Annotated in this window: 12 protein-coding genes and 1 riboswitch; of the genes, 11 read left to right on the top strand and 1 reads right to left on the bottom strand. The window is 37.1% G+C overall.

Annotated features, from left to right (window positions below; translation table 11 throughout):
* The first annotated feature begins 54 nt into the window (after positions 1-54).
* The 11 genes from BTHG_RS12395 to BTHG_RS12345 all read left to right on the top strand — a co-directional run bounded on the left by BTHG_RS12395 (position 55) and on the right by BTHG_RS12345 (position 15,825).
* Positions 55-1,206 (top strand): DUF6376 family protein, encoded by a 1,152-nt coding sequence (locus BTHG_RS12395; protein ID WP_010677063.1) that lies wholly within the window; start codon positions 55-57, stop codon positions 1,204-1,206.
* A 119-nt stretch (positions 1,207-1,325) separates the two neighbouring features.
* Positions 1,326-2,531: a hypothetical protein gene (locus BTHG_RS25900; protein WP_010677062.1), complete on the top strand. Its 1,206-nt coding sequence runs from the start codon at positions 1,326-1,328 to the stop codon at positions 2,529-2,531.
* Positions 2,532-2,975: 444 nt separating this feature from the next.
* A complete protein-coding gene (locus BTHG_RS12385; RefSeq protein WP_010677061.1) occupies positions 2,976-5,969 on the top strand; it encodes a leucine-rich repeat domain-containing protein in 2,994 nt (997 codons plus the stop codon).
* Between the two features lie 112 nt (positions 5,970-6,081).
* On the top strand, positions 6,082-6,663 hold the full coding sequence (locus BTHG_RS12380; RefSeq protein ID WP_010677060.1) for a hypothetical protein: 582 nt from the start codon (positions 6,082-6,084) through the stop codon (positions 6,661-6,663).
* A 163-nt stretch (positions 6,664-6,826) separates the two neighbouring features.
* The gene (locus BTHG_RS12375; protein ID WP_010677059.1) at positions 6,827-7,390 is read left to right on the top strand and encodes a sigma-70 family RNA polymerase sigma factor; all 564 of its coding nucleotides are present in this window, start codon (positions 6,827-6,829) and stop codon (positions 7,388-7,390) included.
* Positions 7,380-8,720: a hypothetical protein gene (locus tag BTHG_RS12370; RefSeq protein WP_010677058.1), complete on the top strand. Its 1,341-nt coding sequence runs from the start codon at positions 7,380-7,382 to the stop codon at positions 8,718-8,720. Before BTHG_RS12375 ends, BTHG_RS12370 begins: the two co-directional genes overlap by 11 nt.
* Positions 8,721-8,925: 205 nt before the next feature.
* Positions 8,926-10,368: a cell wall-binding repeat-containing protein gene (locus BTHG_RS24900; protein ID WP_010677057.1), complete on the top strand. Its 1,443-nt coding sequence runs from the start codon at positions 8,926-8,928 to the stop codon at positions 10,366-10,368.
* Between the two features lie 253 nt (positions 10,369-10,621).
* Positions 10,622-12,631, top strand: a complete 2,010-nt coding sequence (locus BTHG_RS12360) for a penicillin-binding transpeptidase domain-containing protein (RefSeq protein ID WP_010677056.1) — start codon at positions 10,622-10,624, stop codon at positions 12,629-12,631.
* A 106-nt stretch (positions 12,632-12,737) separates the two neighbouring features.
* Positions 12,738-12,822, top strand: a riboswitch (cyclic di-GMP riboswitch).
* A 44-nt stretch (positions 12,823-12,866) separates the two neighbouring features.
* On the top strand, positions 12,867-13,031 hold the full coding sequence (locus BTHG_RS26805) for a hypothetical protein (RefSeq protein ID WP_157256192.1): 165 nt from the start codon (positions 12,867-12,869) through the stop codon (positions 13,029-13,031).
* A gap of 229 nt (positions 13,032-13,260) precedes the next feature.
* Positions 13,261-14,055: a hypothetical protein gene (locus BTHG_RS26800; RefSeq protein ID WP_010677055.1), complete on the top strand. Its 795-nt coding sequence runs from the start codon at positions 13,261-13,263 to the stop codon at positions 14,053-14,055.
* 150 nt (positions 14,056-14,205) lie between these two features.
* Entirely contained in the window at positions 14,206-15,825 is a 1,620-nt protein-coding gene (locus BTHG_RS12345) for a hypothetical protein (RefSeq protein ID WP_010677054.1), read from the top strand.
* Positions 15,826-15,893: 68 nt separating this feature from the next.
* Here BTHG_RS12345 and BTHG_RS12340 read toward each other — a convergent pair whose 3' ends face one another.
* Positions 15,894-16,079, bottom strand: coding sequence for a hypothetical protein (locus BTHG_RS12340; protein WP_010677053.1), 186 nt, complete (start codon positions 16,077-16,079; stop codon positions 15,894-15,896).
* Positions 16,080-16,381: the final 302 nt, after the last annotated feature.

The raw sequence follows: 16,381 nt of genomic DNA, 5'->3' as shown, positions 1-16,381 counted from the left end.
GTTCAACAGGTAAATTATGAATAGATTTATTAATAAGAATCAGGGGGTTTCATTTTGAACGACTATCATGTTAAGAAAAAGGAGAAAGAATATAATAGCACAAAAAGCAGTTGGACAAAGGGGCGAATTGAAGATGAATTAGAAAGAGAGGGTTATAAAAGGCAACCAGGCTTCGGTAAATGGGTTTTTGAGAAAAATGAAGAAAATAACGAGAAAACCTCAGAACCACTACCCGTTCATCCAGAAAGATTGACACCACCTATTTTGCTTATAATTGTGATTGTGGCAACATTACTTTTGAATCCTTATCTATCTATTATCTATGCTTTGCTCGTTCCATTCTTTTTACTTATTTTCATAAAAGATAAGATTTTAAAGGATATCCTATCTTTACTCCCGTTATATATTTTTTTAGGAATATGGATATTAGCTATGTTCCCTTTTCGTTTTATACCAGGGTTTGTTAAGAAAATATATAATATCCACTATTTCTCGTTATTCTATTCGGGTATTGTTCTTTTCCTTGGCCTCATTCAATATAACGAACTTAGAATAGAAAATAATAGAGGATTCTTTGAGGGGATATTTTCATATAAATGGCTTTCATTATTAAATTTTGATCAAAAAGCTCTGTTCTGGAGTGTTCCTATTTATCTAGTTTTTATGTTAGTTATTCGATTTCTTGATAAAAGATCAGCTAAAGAAATTATTCAATCAGAAAAAGAATCATCCAAGCTAAGTTGGAGAAAAATCTTGATTGCAATATTGCTAATAATACCTCTATTGGTAGCTTTAAAAAATTGGGAGCCAATTGAGAACATTTTTGTGGGTAATAATTTTGTAGATCAAACGGTAACACACATTAATAATTTAAAAGAGTTAGAGAAAAAATTGCCGTTATTGGCAAAAGAGGCCGAAAAAGATCAGGCATCATTACAAGAGTTAGAAGAAACTTTAAGAGTTTTGAAAACAGATTTAATAAGGTTCAATGAACAAAAAAGCTCACCATTACTTGGTGATTTACCAGATGAGTTCAAACGGAGAAACAATCTAATTAATAGTGAGTTAGATAATTACATAGTTCAAGTTAATAACAACAATCCTGGATTATTAGAACAAACAAAATTGTTACAAAGCATCCATTACCTAACGGATATGCTCGATGAAAACAATGACATTAAAAAGAATTGGAAAGAGAATAAGTGATTAGTTGTGAATTAGGGGCAATGGTGTAGCCCTTTTTGAAAAAAGCAACGCTTTTTAAATATACATAGGATAAGTGAAGTATAAAGCATGCAAGCAAAAAGAAGAAAAGAGGACAGTGAATGTTGAAAATTATTATTACTATTATTTCTACCATAATTGTTGGAGTTGGTGGATATATGGGGTACCACGAATTTGTTAAAACGGATAAAGAAAAAGTTGAAGAAGTAAGCACTGAAGTAAAAGGTAAAAATGCGGTAAACGACTTTGTTTTACTTAAAAAAGAAGATGTTCAAAAAATATTAGATAAAAGAATCGACCCGTTATTTGAAACACTACTTTCTTCAGGAGAGAGAAATGGTTGGGGACCTGGAAATCCTGTTGATTATAACGTATTAAAACCAGAAGTTATGACATTTGTTACAAATAGTTTTGCTGACACCACATTGCAAGAATTTGTTGAGGAGTTTTATTGTGGGTGTGATAGTGTCTATTTACCGAAGATTCATTATGATGTTCGTTTTGATTTTGAACAAAAGGAAGAAAATAACCTTAAAGTTTTCACCTTAGAACCAGCTAATGAATTGCATAATATAGGTACTTTATCTACATTCAACCTATCGAAAGAGAATGATGAATGGAAAATAGATGGATGGAATTTTGAAACATTGGACGGAAAGGATATTCAATTAACCAAAGAAGAAGCTGAAAAGATATTATCTCAATATGAAGGAACACCTGAATTTATCAAAGAATATGAATCGAAAGAAGCTCAGGGAAAAGCATATCTATTTAATTTAAAAAGTTCAAATGGTGAATATTTAGTAGCGATTAGTTCTAAAGATACCAGACTTGTTTATGATTTCGCACTTGAAAAGAAGGAGGATTCTGAAGTAAAAAATAATACCGAAACGATAGAAGTAACGAATCTTTATGAAGAATTTTATGAAAAGATGAATTTTGGTAAAACAAAAGAAGAATTAATTGCTCAATATGGCCAACCAATTTCAGAGAATGAATTATCAGGTGATTTTACCGTTGAATATATTGATGCAACCTATACAATTTCCAAAGTAAGTAATCAAATCTATAAAGTGGAGATCTTGGGAGATAAGGCATCTATTTATTACGATAACTTCGATGAAGTGGTTAAGGCCTATAATCCAGATCCCGTATATGCAGAGTATTTTGATGAAAGGTCTATGGATGAAAATGGGTACCATATAAAATTTGATGATGGCTATAGTAAATCTCATATCTTTACATCTAAGAACCAAAACGGTAATCCTATTAGTTCAATTACAATACAATTACTCGAATTTAGATGATGATTATTGTAGTAAAGGAACAGATCTTTGCGAAAAAATGCAGTGTCTGTACTTGATTCTTATGAGTGTATTAAAAGACTTGCCAGTCACTCAAGTCCACACTACATTAATTGTGTCAATTAATAAAGTATTGGGAAAGAAAAAATATTAGCTCTGTTACGGCTGTTTGACTTGCTGGAGCTATTGGCCGGTATCATGGTTTTTTTCGATACAATGTCGTCAATATCCGTTATCCTCAAATTTAATGTCAGATGAAGTAAGTATTCTAAGAGTACTAGGACCACGAGAACCGTCCCCCTGGTCCCTGGTCCCTCAAATTCAGTATTTTCAGCTTTCGAAATATGTTAATTTTAGGAAGATTTAGATACTATTTTCCTATTCTCTGATATATAATATGCTGGATGGTTTCTATTATTATTGTAATTCCGGTAGGAGGAAGGGTAAATGCGTAATCGAAAATGGCTACATGTAAGTATGGTCCTAGTATTACTGCTTTCGTTCTTGAGTCCATTGACCATCAGCAAGACTCAGGCGCAAAACAAGCTAAGCCAGCTAAGTTTAACGGAATCAGAGAATGGCATCACGTTAACGTGGGAAGCGTCACTCCCACAAAATGAAGAAATCATAAACTATCAACTTATTAAAAATGGACAAACAACTAAAATTGAACCGAGTGTACAAACCAAAGATGAAACGATCAAACAGTATTCATATGAAGACACGAATATCATATCGAACACCACGTATACATATGAAGTTACAGCGCTGACGTCATCTGGAAATCTACTAACAAGTGAAAAGGTAGAGTATCTTTCTGAAGAAACGACTCCAGAAGGTGACCAAAGCGAAGAAATAGAAGAAGGCCAAGGCGAAGCCAATGAGGAAACTGAAAACCAGGTGGAAGCCGACGCCTCTGAAGTTACTGAACCACAAGAACCAACAGAAGCTTCAGAAACAACTGTACCAGCATCATCAAATGAAACCGTGGTAACAAACGTCAAAGTTTCCACAACAAAAGGCAATATCCCGTACGACTTTGACTATTCAATCATTGGGGTTAGTGAAAATGTTGCTGAAATAGAATACTATGGCTTCTTAGATGAGGAAGGCTTTTTCAACGACTATGACAGTGAATCTAAGAATCTAGAATTACCAGTTGGAACATATGAACTCGTTACCTTCAACTACTCAACTGAGGAAGAAATCACAGCAGAATTTGAGGTCGAAAACGACCGTGACTACCAAGCTAACCCGATTGAGATTCTCTTAGATGATGATCAATTAATCATTAAAAAAGTTCTATCTGTCGAGGGTGTAACGGAGCAATCCATCTCAATATATTGGGAGGAGCCATGGGAACCCGAAGATATTAAAAAATACCAAGTGTACCTAAATGACACAATGGTCGAGGAAATTACCGATCCTTACGCAACGGCATACACGTACACTGACCTTTTGCAGGAAACAACTTATCAGGTAAAAGTGGATATTTTCTATAAGGATGGGACAGTCGAGACCATCGAAACCGAAGCAAAAACGACTGCGCCACCTGTCGGAGAAAAGGTTCAATTTAAAGATGAAAATTTAAAAATGGCTGTGGTAGAGGCGTTAAAAGTCTATCATCGAGACATTTACATCGACGATATGGAGAGATTAACTTCTCTTGATGCGGGTTATTTAGAAATCAAGGACCTAACAGGTATTGAGTCCGCAACAAACCTTGTGGACCTTACGCTAAGTGGAAATGAAATCAAGGATTTAACACCAATCAAAAATCTTATAAATCTTTCATTCCTTGATCTTGATGAAAATCAAATTTCTACTATTAAAAACCTAGCAAACTTAAAAAGTCTCGATACTGTCTTTTTAGCTTACAATGATTTAGATGAGATTGATACGCTTCTTGAATTGCCGAACCTAACGCATGTAACTGTATATGGCAACTATGGACTTGACCTTAGTAAAGGTTCATCAGATATGGCAGTTATTCAAAAACTCCAAGAAAGAGATGTTTATATTGAATGGAGCGATATTGAACATGAAATTGTTGTGACAGATGTAACGGAATCCACAGTTGAATTTGACATAAACTTTTTCGAAGTAGTTGAAAATATTAAAAAGTACTTAGTTTACGTAAATGGTGAGGAAGTTGGGGAAACGCCTGTCTCAAAACCATTTTATAAGCTAACAGGACTTGATCCTTTATCAGAAATCGATATCACGGTTGAGGGTGTCGATGAGGATGGCTTTGTGTGGGGAAGTGCATATGCATATGTTAAGACGCCACCTACCCCGTCAGGCAAATCAGTTCAATTTAACGACCCAGCTTTAGAGGAAGCGATTAAGGAAGCATTGCATATAAATTCACGTGAAATTGTGGAAAGCGATCTGAGCATTTTAACTGCTCTCGATGCCTCGGAAAGAGGTATTACTGATTTAAAAGGATTGGAGTTTGCCACTAATTTAGAAGAATTGCATTTAGATTCTAACGCGATTTCATCACTAAAGCCGCTGAAAGGACTAACGGAACTTACATATCTATCTTTAGCGGAAAATGAAATTGTGGATATTTCACCGTTAAAAAATCTAACAAACCTTGAGTTTTTAGGATTAGACGGGAATGAAATTGTAGACATTGGAGTACTTTCTAGTTTTACAAACCTTTCATATTTAACGTTACAACGAAACAAAATCAAGGATATTACTTCTTTAGAAAACTTAAATATCGAAATTCTGGACTTGAGCTACAATGAGATTTCCGATATTTCAAGCTTATTAAAGTTGGAAAACCTACTGTTAGTTATGTTATTGAAAAATCCATTAGATTTAACAGAAGGTTCTAGGACACTAGCGATTATTCATGAATTGGAAGAAAAAGAAGTACTTGTACTTTATGAATACCTTGATATCTCAGTTGATAATGTTTCAGATTCGGAGATTGAACTAAGTTGGGAACCTGTAACATCCGACGGATTTGAAGACTTTACCTATTCCGTTTTTGTAGATGGAGAAGTGGTAGAGGAAGAAATGAAGGAGACAACCTACCTGTTCTCAGACCTCGAACCTGAAACAGAATACACTATTGAGATCATCGGATTTGATGAAAATAATGAGGAACGCTTCATCTATGGAACGACCAAGGTAACAACATCGGCAATGGTAGAAGAACCAGGTGACGAAACAGATCCTGAAGAGGGTGAAGCACCTAGTACACCTGTAGAACAACCTGCTGATGATAAAGATGAAGTAACAACGCCAGGCAAGGAAATCAATAAAGACGACAAGCCAAAACAAACGAATAATAAAAGTGACAAGAAGAACGATGACAAAAAACTACCTAAAACAGCCACGAACAATTACAACATCTTACTAGTTGGTTTACTGTTACTAGGAGTAGGAATCACAGCCTTCTTCGCAACACGCAAAAAAACAGCATAAGGGCCAAGGGGACAGGTTCATTGACCCATCATGGGTCAATGAACCTGTCCCTCCGTCCCAATAGGAAGCAAGGGAATTGAAAAGTCACTCTCTTAATCCCAGGGGGAACACGATGCTAAAGATTTTCATTTTCATTTTACTCATTGCCGCCATAATTATTTGGGTCTACATTAAAGAGGACGACGTGGAAGTGTCTGACATCAATCCAACGGTCTTGCAACAGTTTAACAAGATCCTACGTGTTGGTTTCTACGTCTTCATCCTAGGGTGGTTTATTTTTAGGGAAGATATCTTTCTATGGTTATTTTTATATACAGTTGTTTTGGACCTCTTTCTAGTAAGCTTCACCCAAAAACAGCATGGACTGAAAACGTGGTGGATTGTCTTTCTAATCATTGCAATCGCATTTAGTGCACTACGTGTCCCAACCCAACCCGATTCATTCCAACAATGGGTGAGTAACAACAAACAACTGTATTGCCCAAGCGGATTTGATTGTGTAAAAGTGTCAACCTATATCGATGAAAAAGAAAACCTGGTAACGAAATCAGAAATTGTTCCAATCACCAGTGGCGAAACAAACTGGTACCTCTTGTTCGCGACGGGCAACTTTTCATACAAAGACAGCACAGGCAAAGAAGTACATTATCAAGGAATAAACATAGCCGGTTGGTGGATAGAAACAACCGATTAAAAGAGGAAGGCGCCGCCTTTCTCTTTTTCTATGTGCGGCGGGACGCGGGGACAGGTTAATTGTCCCGGCCTGGGACAATTAACCTGTCCCCCTGTCCCATGGGACGTTTTTGTATGACCGGACGTCTAATAAGTAAATAGAATTTTTAATAGGGGGTGAGTTAGTGAAGAACGTTGTCACACATGAATCAACAGTACAGGAGGAAGTAGATCCCATCTCTTACATCGAGGAACTAATCGAAGCATATGAGCGGCAAATCACCAATTTTGTTTTCACGTATGTAAAGGATTGGACAACTGCACAAGAGGTCACACAAGATGTATTTATAAAGGTTTATGAAAAATATGCAACGTTTGAGGGGAGGAGCAATATAAAAACCTGGTTGTATACCATTGCTGCCAATCAAGCCAAAGATTATCTTCGAGCCCAGGAAAGAAGGAAGAAAGGGCTAAAACAACTTTTTGCAAACATGATTAAAAAGGTGGAATCAGATACTCCTGAGTCGATTTTGCTCGCAAACGAAAATAACCAAGTCCTTGCCGACAAAGTATTAGCGTTACCGGTGATTTATCGAGAAGTCGTCATTCTATTTTATTATGAAGAAATGACTACACCAGAAATCAGCGAACTGCTTCAAGTTAGTGCTTCAACAATACGAACTCGTTTAGATAGAGCGCGAAAAATGCTTAAAGATGAACATGAAAGGAGTGAAAAAAATGAAGGATGAATTAAAAGTTATAAAGGAGCAATTAGACAAACACGTCTTTTCAAACCATGAGTATCAAAGCCAGAAGGAACAAATTATCAACCGTATAAAGAAAAAACCTAAAAAGCCGAAAAAGCTTCTTCATACAATAGCAGCAGTGGCAGCGGTCTTGTTATTTTCAATCATCTCTGTCCCTTATATCCTGCAGGGAGATAGTAACACTCCTGCCCAAAACAATGAAAATCCACCAGAGCTTCATACACCAAATGAACAACAGCCCATTGTAGATGAAAAGAAAGAACAAAATACAGAAGAAGAACCAACCCCACCGCAGCAAGAAAAGACTGGTGACGAATGGATTTCACAATTCAAAGAAAGATGGAACAGTACGCAGCAACCCTATCAAAAACTGCAACTGGCATATACAAGCAATTTTTATGATAGGGTCACCTTAAAGAAAACGTTCGAGGTGAGCATGGGATATAAAAATGGGGAACTTATTTATGTATCTGATGCAATGATTGAGAGACCACAAGGAAAGCAACATCTTGAAACAATCATAAACGGAAATCAATTAACACTAGTGGACCACGACGTTAAAAATTTCGAAAACATCGAACTTGCTGGTACAGCGATTGAGATATACAACGATCCAACCATCGTTAATCTTGAACCACTTTCTCCTCTAACCACTTATGACTCCTTATTTACAGAGGCATACTCTTGGGAAGTGGAGGAAGTCGATGAAATAGCGGGCTGGGTAAGATTACATGCAACTCTCAACCCAAGGTATCAAGACTACACAAGAACGAAAGCCAATATAAAAATAGACCTCGACACAGGAATCATCCTAGAATTAACAACCCATGCAGGTGAAAAAGTCTTTGAAGAACTATTTGTAGATAAGATTTTCATAAACGATGAAGTGGACTCACCAAATCTTGATACTACAATCCCTAGTGGTTACGTTAATTTAAATAAGGTAAGAAACGAGCGTGTAAAAATAGATAGTAAATGGGAAGCGGAAACGAATCGTGAACTAAAGAAAGAGCCTCAGATAAGTAGGGAGGGATTCTTTGTTTCAGGCGAAGATGCCTTTATAAGTTTCATCTTAAAACTGAAAGAAGGAACATCTGAACAAAAGGCAAAAGAACTTGCCCAAAGATTAGTAAACGTCTATACAGAAAAAGCAAATTCATCTACTGAACTAAAACAAAGAGGAGTCTCCATTTGGGATCAATATACGTTCAATATATTCGTAATCATAGAACCTTCTCAGGATGAACCAACCTATAATGGGGAAATTAGCAAGAATAAACAAAATGGCATTCCGCTTATAAAATGGAACTAGAAATTGGGACGGAGGCATTCCATTGTCCCACCAAGTAATCAGTCACTGTTTCCGAACGGTGGCTGGCTTTACTTTGTAAAAGCACAACTCGGCATAATTGATAGTACCTCTATCCTACATCTCATACAATAGTCCTATACCAAAGAACCATTTTCTGCTAAAATTGAATTGTTTGAAAATTTTAAATAATAAAGAGGTGATGGGTATGGTGAGGCTGCAAAGGTTTGGTGCTGTGATGTTTGTTGCTTTACTCGTTTTCTTGGCTCCAAGTATGACTGAAGCAGCAGAAAGAATTAAGGGAAAAAACAGATATGAAACAGCGGTTGAAGTTTCGAAAAAAGGGTGGACCACGGCAGATACGGTTGTTTTGGCAACGGGAATGGATTTTCCGGATGCATTAGCCGTGTCTCCCTTGGCATATGAGTTGGATGCCCCAATTTTGTTAACAACTCCAAAAGAATTATATTCTGCTACTCAGCAAGAGATTAGTAGATTACAAGCAAAGAATATCATCATTCTAGGAGGAGAAAATGCGGTTACAAAAAATGTCGAAAGTCAATTAAAAACGTTGGGCATCTCCTCTATTAGACGAATTGGTGGTAAAGACCGCTACGATACATCAACAAATATTGCAAGAGAATATCTAAAAGTAGTAAACAAGAGTTATTATTCTCCATTTATTATTGCAAGTGGTACAAGCTTTGCGGATGCCTTATCTGCATCAAGTTTTGCGATTAGAGATAAGGCCCCTATTTTACTTACAACCAAGAAAAAGCTGCCGTCCTCCGTAAATAAACTACTGAATGAACCTAAATTGTCGCAAGGCAGACTGATAGGTGGGACTGAAGTAATAGATTACAGTGTATTTGAAGAAGTGAATAAGAAGCATTACACAATAAGAGTCAGTGGAAATGACAGGTACCATACCGCCTATCGCTTAAATCAACATTATTTTGACAGTCTAGAACTTCCGAAAAATCTAGCGGTCGTTGTGAGGGGTGATCATTGGCCAGATGCACTTACAAGTTCCGTTTTAGCGGCTAAGCAAAATGCTTGGTTTTTAACAGTCAAGCCCAATAGTCTTCCTTATTTTAACGTGAACGTAATCAGACGATTTAATATATCCAATTTCCAAATTATTGGCGGAACGAGTGCAGTAAGTAATAAAGTCGTAACGGAGCTTTCGAAAAAACGAGAAACCACCTTTTTAACGAAAGATAATATCATTGACTTTACAGAGACGTTTTCAAAAACAAAAACAGTAACCTTTGATAACATAACGATTAAAGTCGGGGCATCTGCCTCCAGTCAACAATCTGCATTAAAGAAAGGGAAGAAAGTCGTGACTGAGTATGGAACGACTTATGACTTTCCTGACGGGACGACAGTATTTGAAGATAACGGTAAAATTAGTAGTGTTGCCTTGTCAAGAGAACGAATATATCTGACACCAAATGAAGTCGACATCCTCCATACAAAAAACAATCTCAATTTTAAGTGGGAACCTGGTGTGTTTCAGGCCGGACAACACATCATTGACTCAAATTACCAAATTTCGTATCCCATTAGCTTATACTATGGATGGCATCGCAACCCAATCCAAGAATCAGAAATATATATGGTATCCTTTAGATATACCGGAAAATAGTTGATATTAAAGTGGGGAGGGGATTGTGCCTAACCCACTTTTTTATTGTCTTCATACCATCTCAAGCTACCTTATAATGTATGGTGATCTTAAAAAAAATTCTTTCGAACAGCGTTGCACTTGATTTTGAAGCCTACACTAAGAACAGGTTCATTAAAGCATACCTAGGTGGGACAAATAACCTGTCCCCGTGTCCCATTTTTATCGAAAAATTGTTAAAATATAAGAATGATATGGGAAAGGGGAGAGGAAGATGAAAAAAATACTTTTGGTCGCAGTTAGTATACTGACAAGTCTTATGATACTAACTGGTTGCGAGGAAGACCCAAAACCAGAGGATCAATTCAATGCGTTTATTACGAATTGGGAGAAACAAAACTTCGATGAATTATATGATAACTTTTCAACAGACACAAAGGAAACGGTAGATAAGGAAGAATTCTCAGAACGGTTCACCAAGATTTATCGGGATATTGGTGTAAGTAATCTCAAAATCGATTTCAACGCTCCAGAAGAGGAGATTGAACCAAACGAACAAGGGGAAGTGACATTCCCATACAATCTTTCAATGGAGACAATTGCAGGCCCTGTTGAATTTTCAGAACAAGCAACTCTTGTTTTAGAAGAAAAGAAAGACGAGAAGAAGTGGGCAATAAAATGGGAACCAGCGATGTTCTTTCCAGACATGGAAGAAGGGGATGAAATTGGACTCGAATTTTCATCACCAACACGAGGGGAAATCCTTGATCGCAACGGCGTAAATTTAGCTGAAAATGGGGTTGTCTATGAAATCGGAATGGTCCCCCAAGACCTCGGTGAAAAGAAGGATGAAACAATTAGGAAAGCAGCAGAGTTATTAAAAATAAATCCAGAAACCATTCAAAAAGAGTTAAATGCTTCTTGGGTTCAACCTCACTATTTTGTGCCAATTGCAAGACTCCCTATACAAGATCAAGAGCTTGCGACAAAGGTTACACAGTTAAATGGCGTCCTTTCACAAAAGGTGGATTCTCGGGTATATCCATTTAAAGAGGCGGTTGCGCATCTAATTGGATACATTGGAAAAGTAACCGCGGAGGATTTAAAAAAGCTTGAAGAAAAAGGGTACTCAGCTAATGATGTAGTAGGTAAAAAGGGTCTTGAGTTAGTGTTAGAGGACCGGCTAAGAGGAGAAAAAGGCACTCATCTCTTTATTAAAAAGGCAAACGGCGGAGAAAATGTCACTCTTGCGAAGCAAGAAGTGAAAGATGGCGAAACAATCAAATTAACAATTGATATCGATACACAACTTGTTACATATGATCAACTCAATGGGAAAGCTGGGGCTGCAGCAGCAATCCACCCACTTACAGGGGAGGCGCTTGCACTTGTAAGTAGTCCATCATTTGATCCAAATGCATTTGTGTTAGGAAATGCGCCGTGGACCGAATTAAATGAAGATCCACTTAAACCATTATTGAATCGTTTTATTATGACCTATGCACCTGGGTCTACCTTTAAACCAATCACAGCCGGAATCGCCCTAACGAACGATGTGATAAAACCTGAGACCTCAATCGACATCAAAGGGAAGCAGTGGAAGAAAGACAGTTCATGGGGCGGATATTCAATCACAAGGGTGAGTGATCCAGGCAAACCGGTGAACTTAAGAGATGCCTTTGTTTACTCCGACAATATTTACTTTGCTCAGGCAGCATTAGGAATTGGCGGCGAGCGCTTTGAATCGGAATTAGTGAATTATGGTTTTGGTGAGCCATTCCCGTTTGAATATCCCGTATATGAATCAAAGGTTTCGAATGAGGGTTTAAACACAGAGATTCTAACAGCGGACACAGGATATGGGCAAGGACAGCTTGAAATGAGCCCAATCCATTTGGCTGTATCTTATACACCATTACTTAATTCCGGAAACCTAATCAAACCAAAACTAATATTGGACGGTTCAGAACCTGAAGTGTGGAAGGAAAATGTCATAACTCCAGAAACCGCCCAACTCATCCTTAATGATCTTGTTCAAACAGTTGAAGACCCTAAAGGAACAGCGCGTGATGCCAAAATAGACGGCGTAACACTAGCTGGTAAAACAGGGACAGCAGAATTAAAAGCAAGCAAAGAGGAAGACGGTCAGGAAAATGGTTGGTTTGTTGCAGTTAATACGGAAAACCCGAGTCTGTTAGTGGCGATGTTAATCGAAAATGTGAAAAATGGAAGCCATGACGTAACACCGAAGGTAAAAACTGTATTTGAGTCGGTGTTGAAATAAATAAACAGACAACCCTCTCCAACTAGTTATATAGCACTAAAAATAGGTCTAAAGACTCTTTTTGGTATGAGTCTGATTAACTAATATTAATGGTACGAACATAAATCGTACGAAAGGGCAAAATCATTGAAAGGTGATGACGCAAAGCTAGAGGGGCTACTGTCATTTGACTACGCCAGCCAGTTTCCGAACACGAAACTCCGACGATTTATGCAATTCGAAGGAGGAATGATCCGTGAAACGATTGATTTTAAAAGCAAAATACTATTGGCATAGCCTACAGTTTAGCAAAAACAAAGCTTTACTAGAGGATTGCCTTTGTGCGAATACAAAGTCTGACATTCAATCAAAAATGCAATACCATGAGCGGAAAGCAATTAGTCATTTAACGAAAATGTGATACTGTTCTTTTAACATGAACCCCTTAAGCTGGAGAAATCATCTAGTTTAGGGGGTTCATATTTTTATTCAAAAGTTGAAAATTGAAAAATACAGTCAGGAAAAATGCTTTCCTTCTATGGCAAAACGAGTATTATACGATATAATAAAAACAGGAATTTTTTACTAGAATAAGAGAATCAATGAAATGATAGATAAATACTACTAGTAAGGTATGGGAAGTGATGACTGTGAAAAGGGCACGTAATGTAATAAAGGTTTTCGTAATAATAGGGGTACTTTTTGCTTTTGGTTTTCCGCAATATGCTTATGGAGAGAAGAATGACGTTAAACCTATAAGGTTGAGCATTGCTTTACATCCAGGAAAAATGGTCATTCCGCCACAGCCTGACCCGAACCCAGGACCAAAGCCTAAACCAAATCCGGTCACAAATCCTGATCCGGAACCTGAAAAGCCAGAACCAACACCAGAGCCGGAGCCAGAACCAACACCTGAACCAGAGCCAGAAAAGCCAACACCAACTCCGGAGCCTAAGCCAGATCCAGAACCGGCACCGACGCCAACACCTGCACCAAAACCAAAGCCGAAACCAACACCGAAGCCAGAACCAAAGCCGGCCCCAAAACCCGAGCCGAAGCCAACGCCAACGCCAAAACCAGGTACTAGTTCTCCAAAACCAACTTCACCAGTTGTGACAGAACATACAGGTTCACAAAGAGTGACCACAAGTACAACTGACACAACCAATAGTACCGAAGTGGAGACGGAAGAAGTTGTTGAAGAATTGAATCAAGATAAAGAAGATTCAATAGAAGAAGAGGAAAGCGAAGAAGTAGTTACGGAAGAAACACCTTCAGAAGATGAGGAAATAATCGAAAAAGATGACACGAAAATCGCATCAACAAAAGTACAAAGCAATCATTCACCGTTCTTTAAAGAAAAAATTATCTTCTCAGTTTTGCTAGCATTAGGTGTAATCGGTGGAGGAGTTTATTGGTGGATTAGAAGGAAGAGAATGGACTAGCCGGTCACTTATACAAACCGGGACATTCAATACATAAATAAACGACAAGTCGTTAAGAGTAAGGCATATAACAAAATGCTTTACTCTTTTTATATTGTCAAAATGATTTGGTCAGTATACTAATTATTCCTTGAACTGGTGAGAGTGAATATGACACATAACAAGAACTGGGTCACAAGATTTTTGTTTATTTTTCCAATCGTATGTTTATGTTTGTTTGTTTTACCCCAACAACATGAAGCAAAAGTATATGCGAAAAAGGAAGCACCAAAAGAAAAACTATTATTAAATAGAAGCTTTCATCTTGAAGCGACATCCAAACACCACAAATTAAAATTAAACAGGAAAGAGAAAGCTTCATTATATGGTGTGAAGGATCAGGTATATTACCTTGACATTATGAATGAAGCTGAGGAAAGGGTTGGAGTAGCACAGGTAACCCTAAGGAAGGTCCCAACAAAAGACCTTTTTGTTTTTGTACATGTTGATTCCCAAATAAACGACGTAAGTCTTACATTAGAACAAAACTTTCGAGGAGATACGTATCAAAAACTTGAACTTGATCGACCCACATCAGAAGTGTATCCGAACAGAAAAAGATATACAGATCCTACAACAAACAGATTTACCTACTTCGAGTATCATCGTAATTCGGTGGATGAAGTGGGCAGTGTCTTTATTGGTGGGCAATACACCTTTAAAACATTAAGACACACCTATCGAAATACGAGGAAAACAAGTACTGTATATGAACTTATTGCGGAACACCGAAATATCAAAAACAAGAAAACCAATGAAGGTTTTGTGCTCTCCGTAACAACCAATGCCCATAAAGATTCAGGTGAGTCATGGTATGTATTGAGCCATAAGCCTCTTTTTAATAGTGCAAAAGAATTTGATGTGGCTCAGAAAATTGGGATTGATGAATATAAATGGCTAACTCCCACAGAAGTTAAATCAAAAGCGGTGGCCACTATTTACCCAGCTTCAGAAAAAGGATTTGTTCGGTCATTGGTCCGTCAAAGTGCAAAAAAATCGATTATCGCCTATGAGAAGTTGAACAATCGCTTTTTTGAAGATATTAATTGGAATTCCTTTGTTCAACTTGAATCGATAAGGGATGAGGATGGCCTATGGTATACCAACTATACGAGCACATGGCTGGATGAAAAATATGGGATCACTACACATTATGTAGATTCGAGACATAATGACAATATCTTTAGAGCTCAGGATAGACGTGCAAGGAACCTGAAGATTACCGAGTACAAAGATAACTATAAATTGTATGGCGACTTCTTAGTTGAAAAGATGCAAGAAGGATATGTAATGAAAACTTCAAAGGGAAAGTTTCTCGTCGACTACTTTTCCGAATTCAGTAATGAATTACCACATGTATCTTTAAACCATGGAGTAAGTCTGGCAAATTATCTATACTATGCCTATCAAAAATCTTCGGATGACAAATATGCAACTGCAGCCAATGAAATACTGCAAGCCCTGAATGATACAGGCGAAGCCTGGATTAACCCAAAAGGAAATGTATACTATCAGTTGAATCAGGATGGTACATTTCAATCCGAAGATTATAAAATCGTCACATACTACGATTTGTTATATACAAAGAGGTTGTTACAGGAAATGAATAATGAAACAAATTCTGTCATTGAGACGTTAATTAGAGTGAAAGAAGAAAATCTCGCTACCAATGGAATAAAGTATGAAGTGGATATCAAAAAAATAGAAGATTATGTGGGGATTATTGAATAAATCACCGATAAAAAATAAACACTAAAAGAACATTCCTTGTTAAATCAAGGAATGTTCTTTTATCTATACTAAAGATCCATATCATTATCATCGAACTTTTGAAAAAAGTTACACTCCTCGCAAGCCCTTCCAATTTGTTTGCCTGTTTGAGGATGAATGTAGTAAAGTTCATTGTGTCCGCAAACTGTACATTCTAAATCATGAAGCACTTCCCGTGGTCCGAATACGGCATCTAATAATAGTTCGAAGTGCATGTATATCATCTCCTTATAGAAGGTTTGCTAAAAAAATAACATAAATGATTTAAAAAAATACGTGTAATTTGTCAGCATTGCTACAATAAAATTCGACAGATACCAATCAAACCATAATATAACAATTCAATTCCTATTGAATTTTAATATAGAAGAGGTAGAATAATAAAAGTACGACATAGGCCAAAAGTCACATTCTCTTCTTGGAAAAAAGAAAGGAACAATGTGGCACAAACTTTTTTGGTGATTATGTAGAAATTTGTAAATTCCTTGTTTATAATTACATTTAGTGCATAAAACTA

Source organism: Bacillus timonensis (assembly GCF_000285535.1).
Taxonomy (GTDB): domain Bacteria; phylum Bacillota; class Bacilli; order Bacillales; family Bacillaceae_L; genus Ferdinandcohnia; species Ferdinandcohnia timonensis.
The sequence above is the reverse complement of the archived record's forward strand: the minus strand, read 5'-3'. Positions and strand labels throughout refer to the sequence as shown.

Bases quoted from the DNA above. Each gene is read 5' to 3' on its own strand.
- BTHG_RS25900 (WP_010677062.1), top strand. From the start codon at position 1,326: ATGTTGAAAATTATTATTACTATTATTTCTACCATAATTGTTGGAGTT.
- BTHG_RS12385 (WP_010677061.1), top strand. From the start codon at position 2,976: ATGCGTAATCGAAAATGGCTACATGTAAGTATGGTCCTAGTATTACTG.
- BTHG_RS12380 (WP_010677060.1), top strand. From the start codon at position 6,082: ATGCTAAAGATTTTCATTTTCATTTTACTCATTGCCGCCATAATTATT.
- BTHG_RS12370 (WP_010677058.1), top strand. From the start codon at position 7,380: ATGAAGGATGAATTAAAAGTTATAAAGGAGCAATTAGACAAACACGTC.
- BTHG_RS24900 (WP_010677057.1), top strand. From the start codon at position 8,926: ATGGTGAGGCTGCAAAGGTTTGGTGCTGTGATGTTTGTTGCTTTACTC.
- BTHG_RS12360 (WP_010677056.1), top strand. From the start codon at position 10,622: ATGAAAAAAATACTTTTGGTCGCAGTTAGTATACTGACAAGTCTTATG.
- BTHG_RS12345 (WP_010677054.1), top strand. From the start codon at position 14,206: ATGACACATAACAAGAACTGGGTCACAAGATTTTTGTTTATTTTTCCA.
- BTHG_RS12340 (WP_010677053.1), bottom strand. From the start codon at position 16,079: ATGCACTTCGAACTATTATTAGATGCCGTATTCGGACCACGGGAAGTG.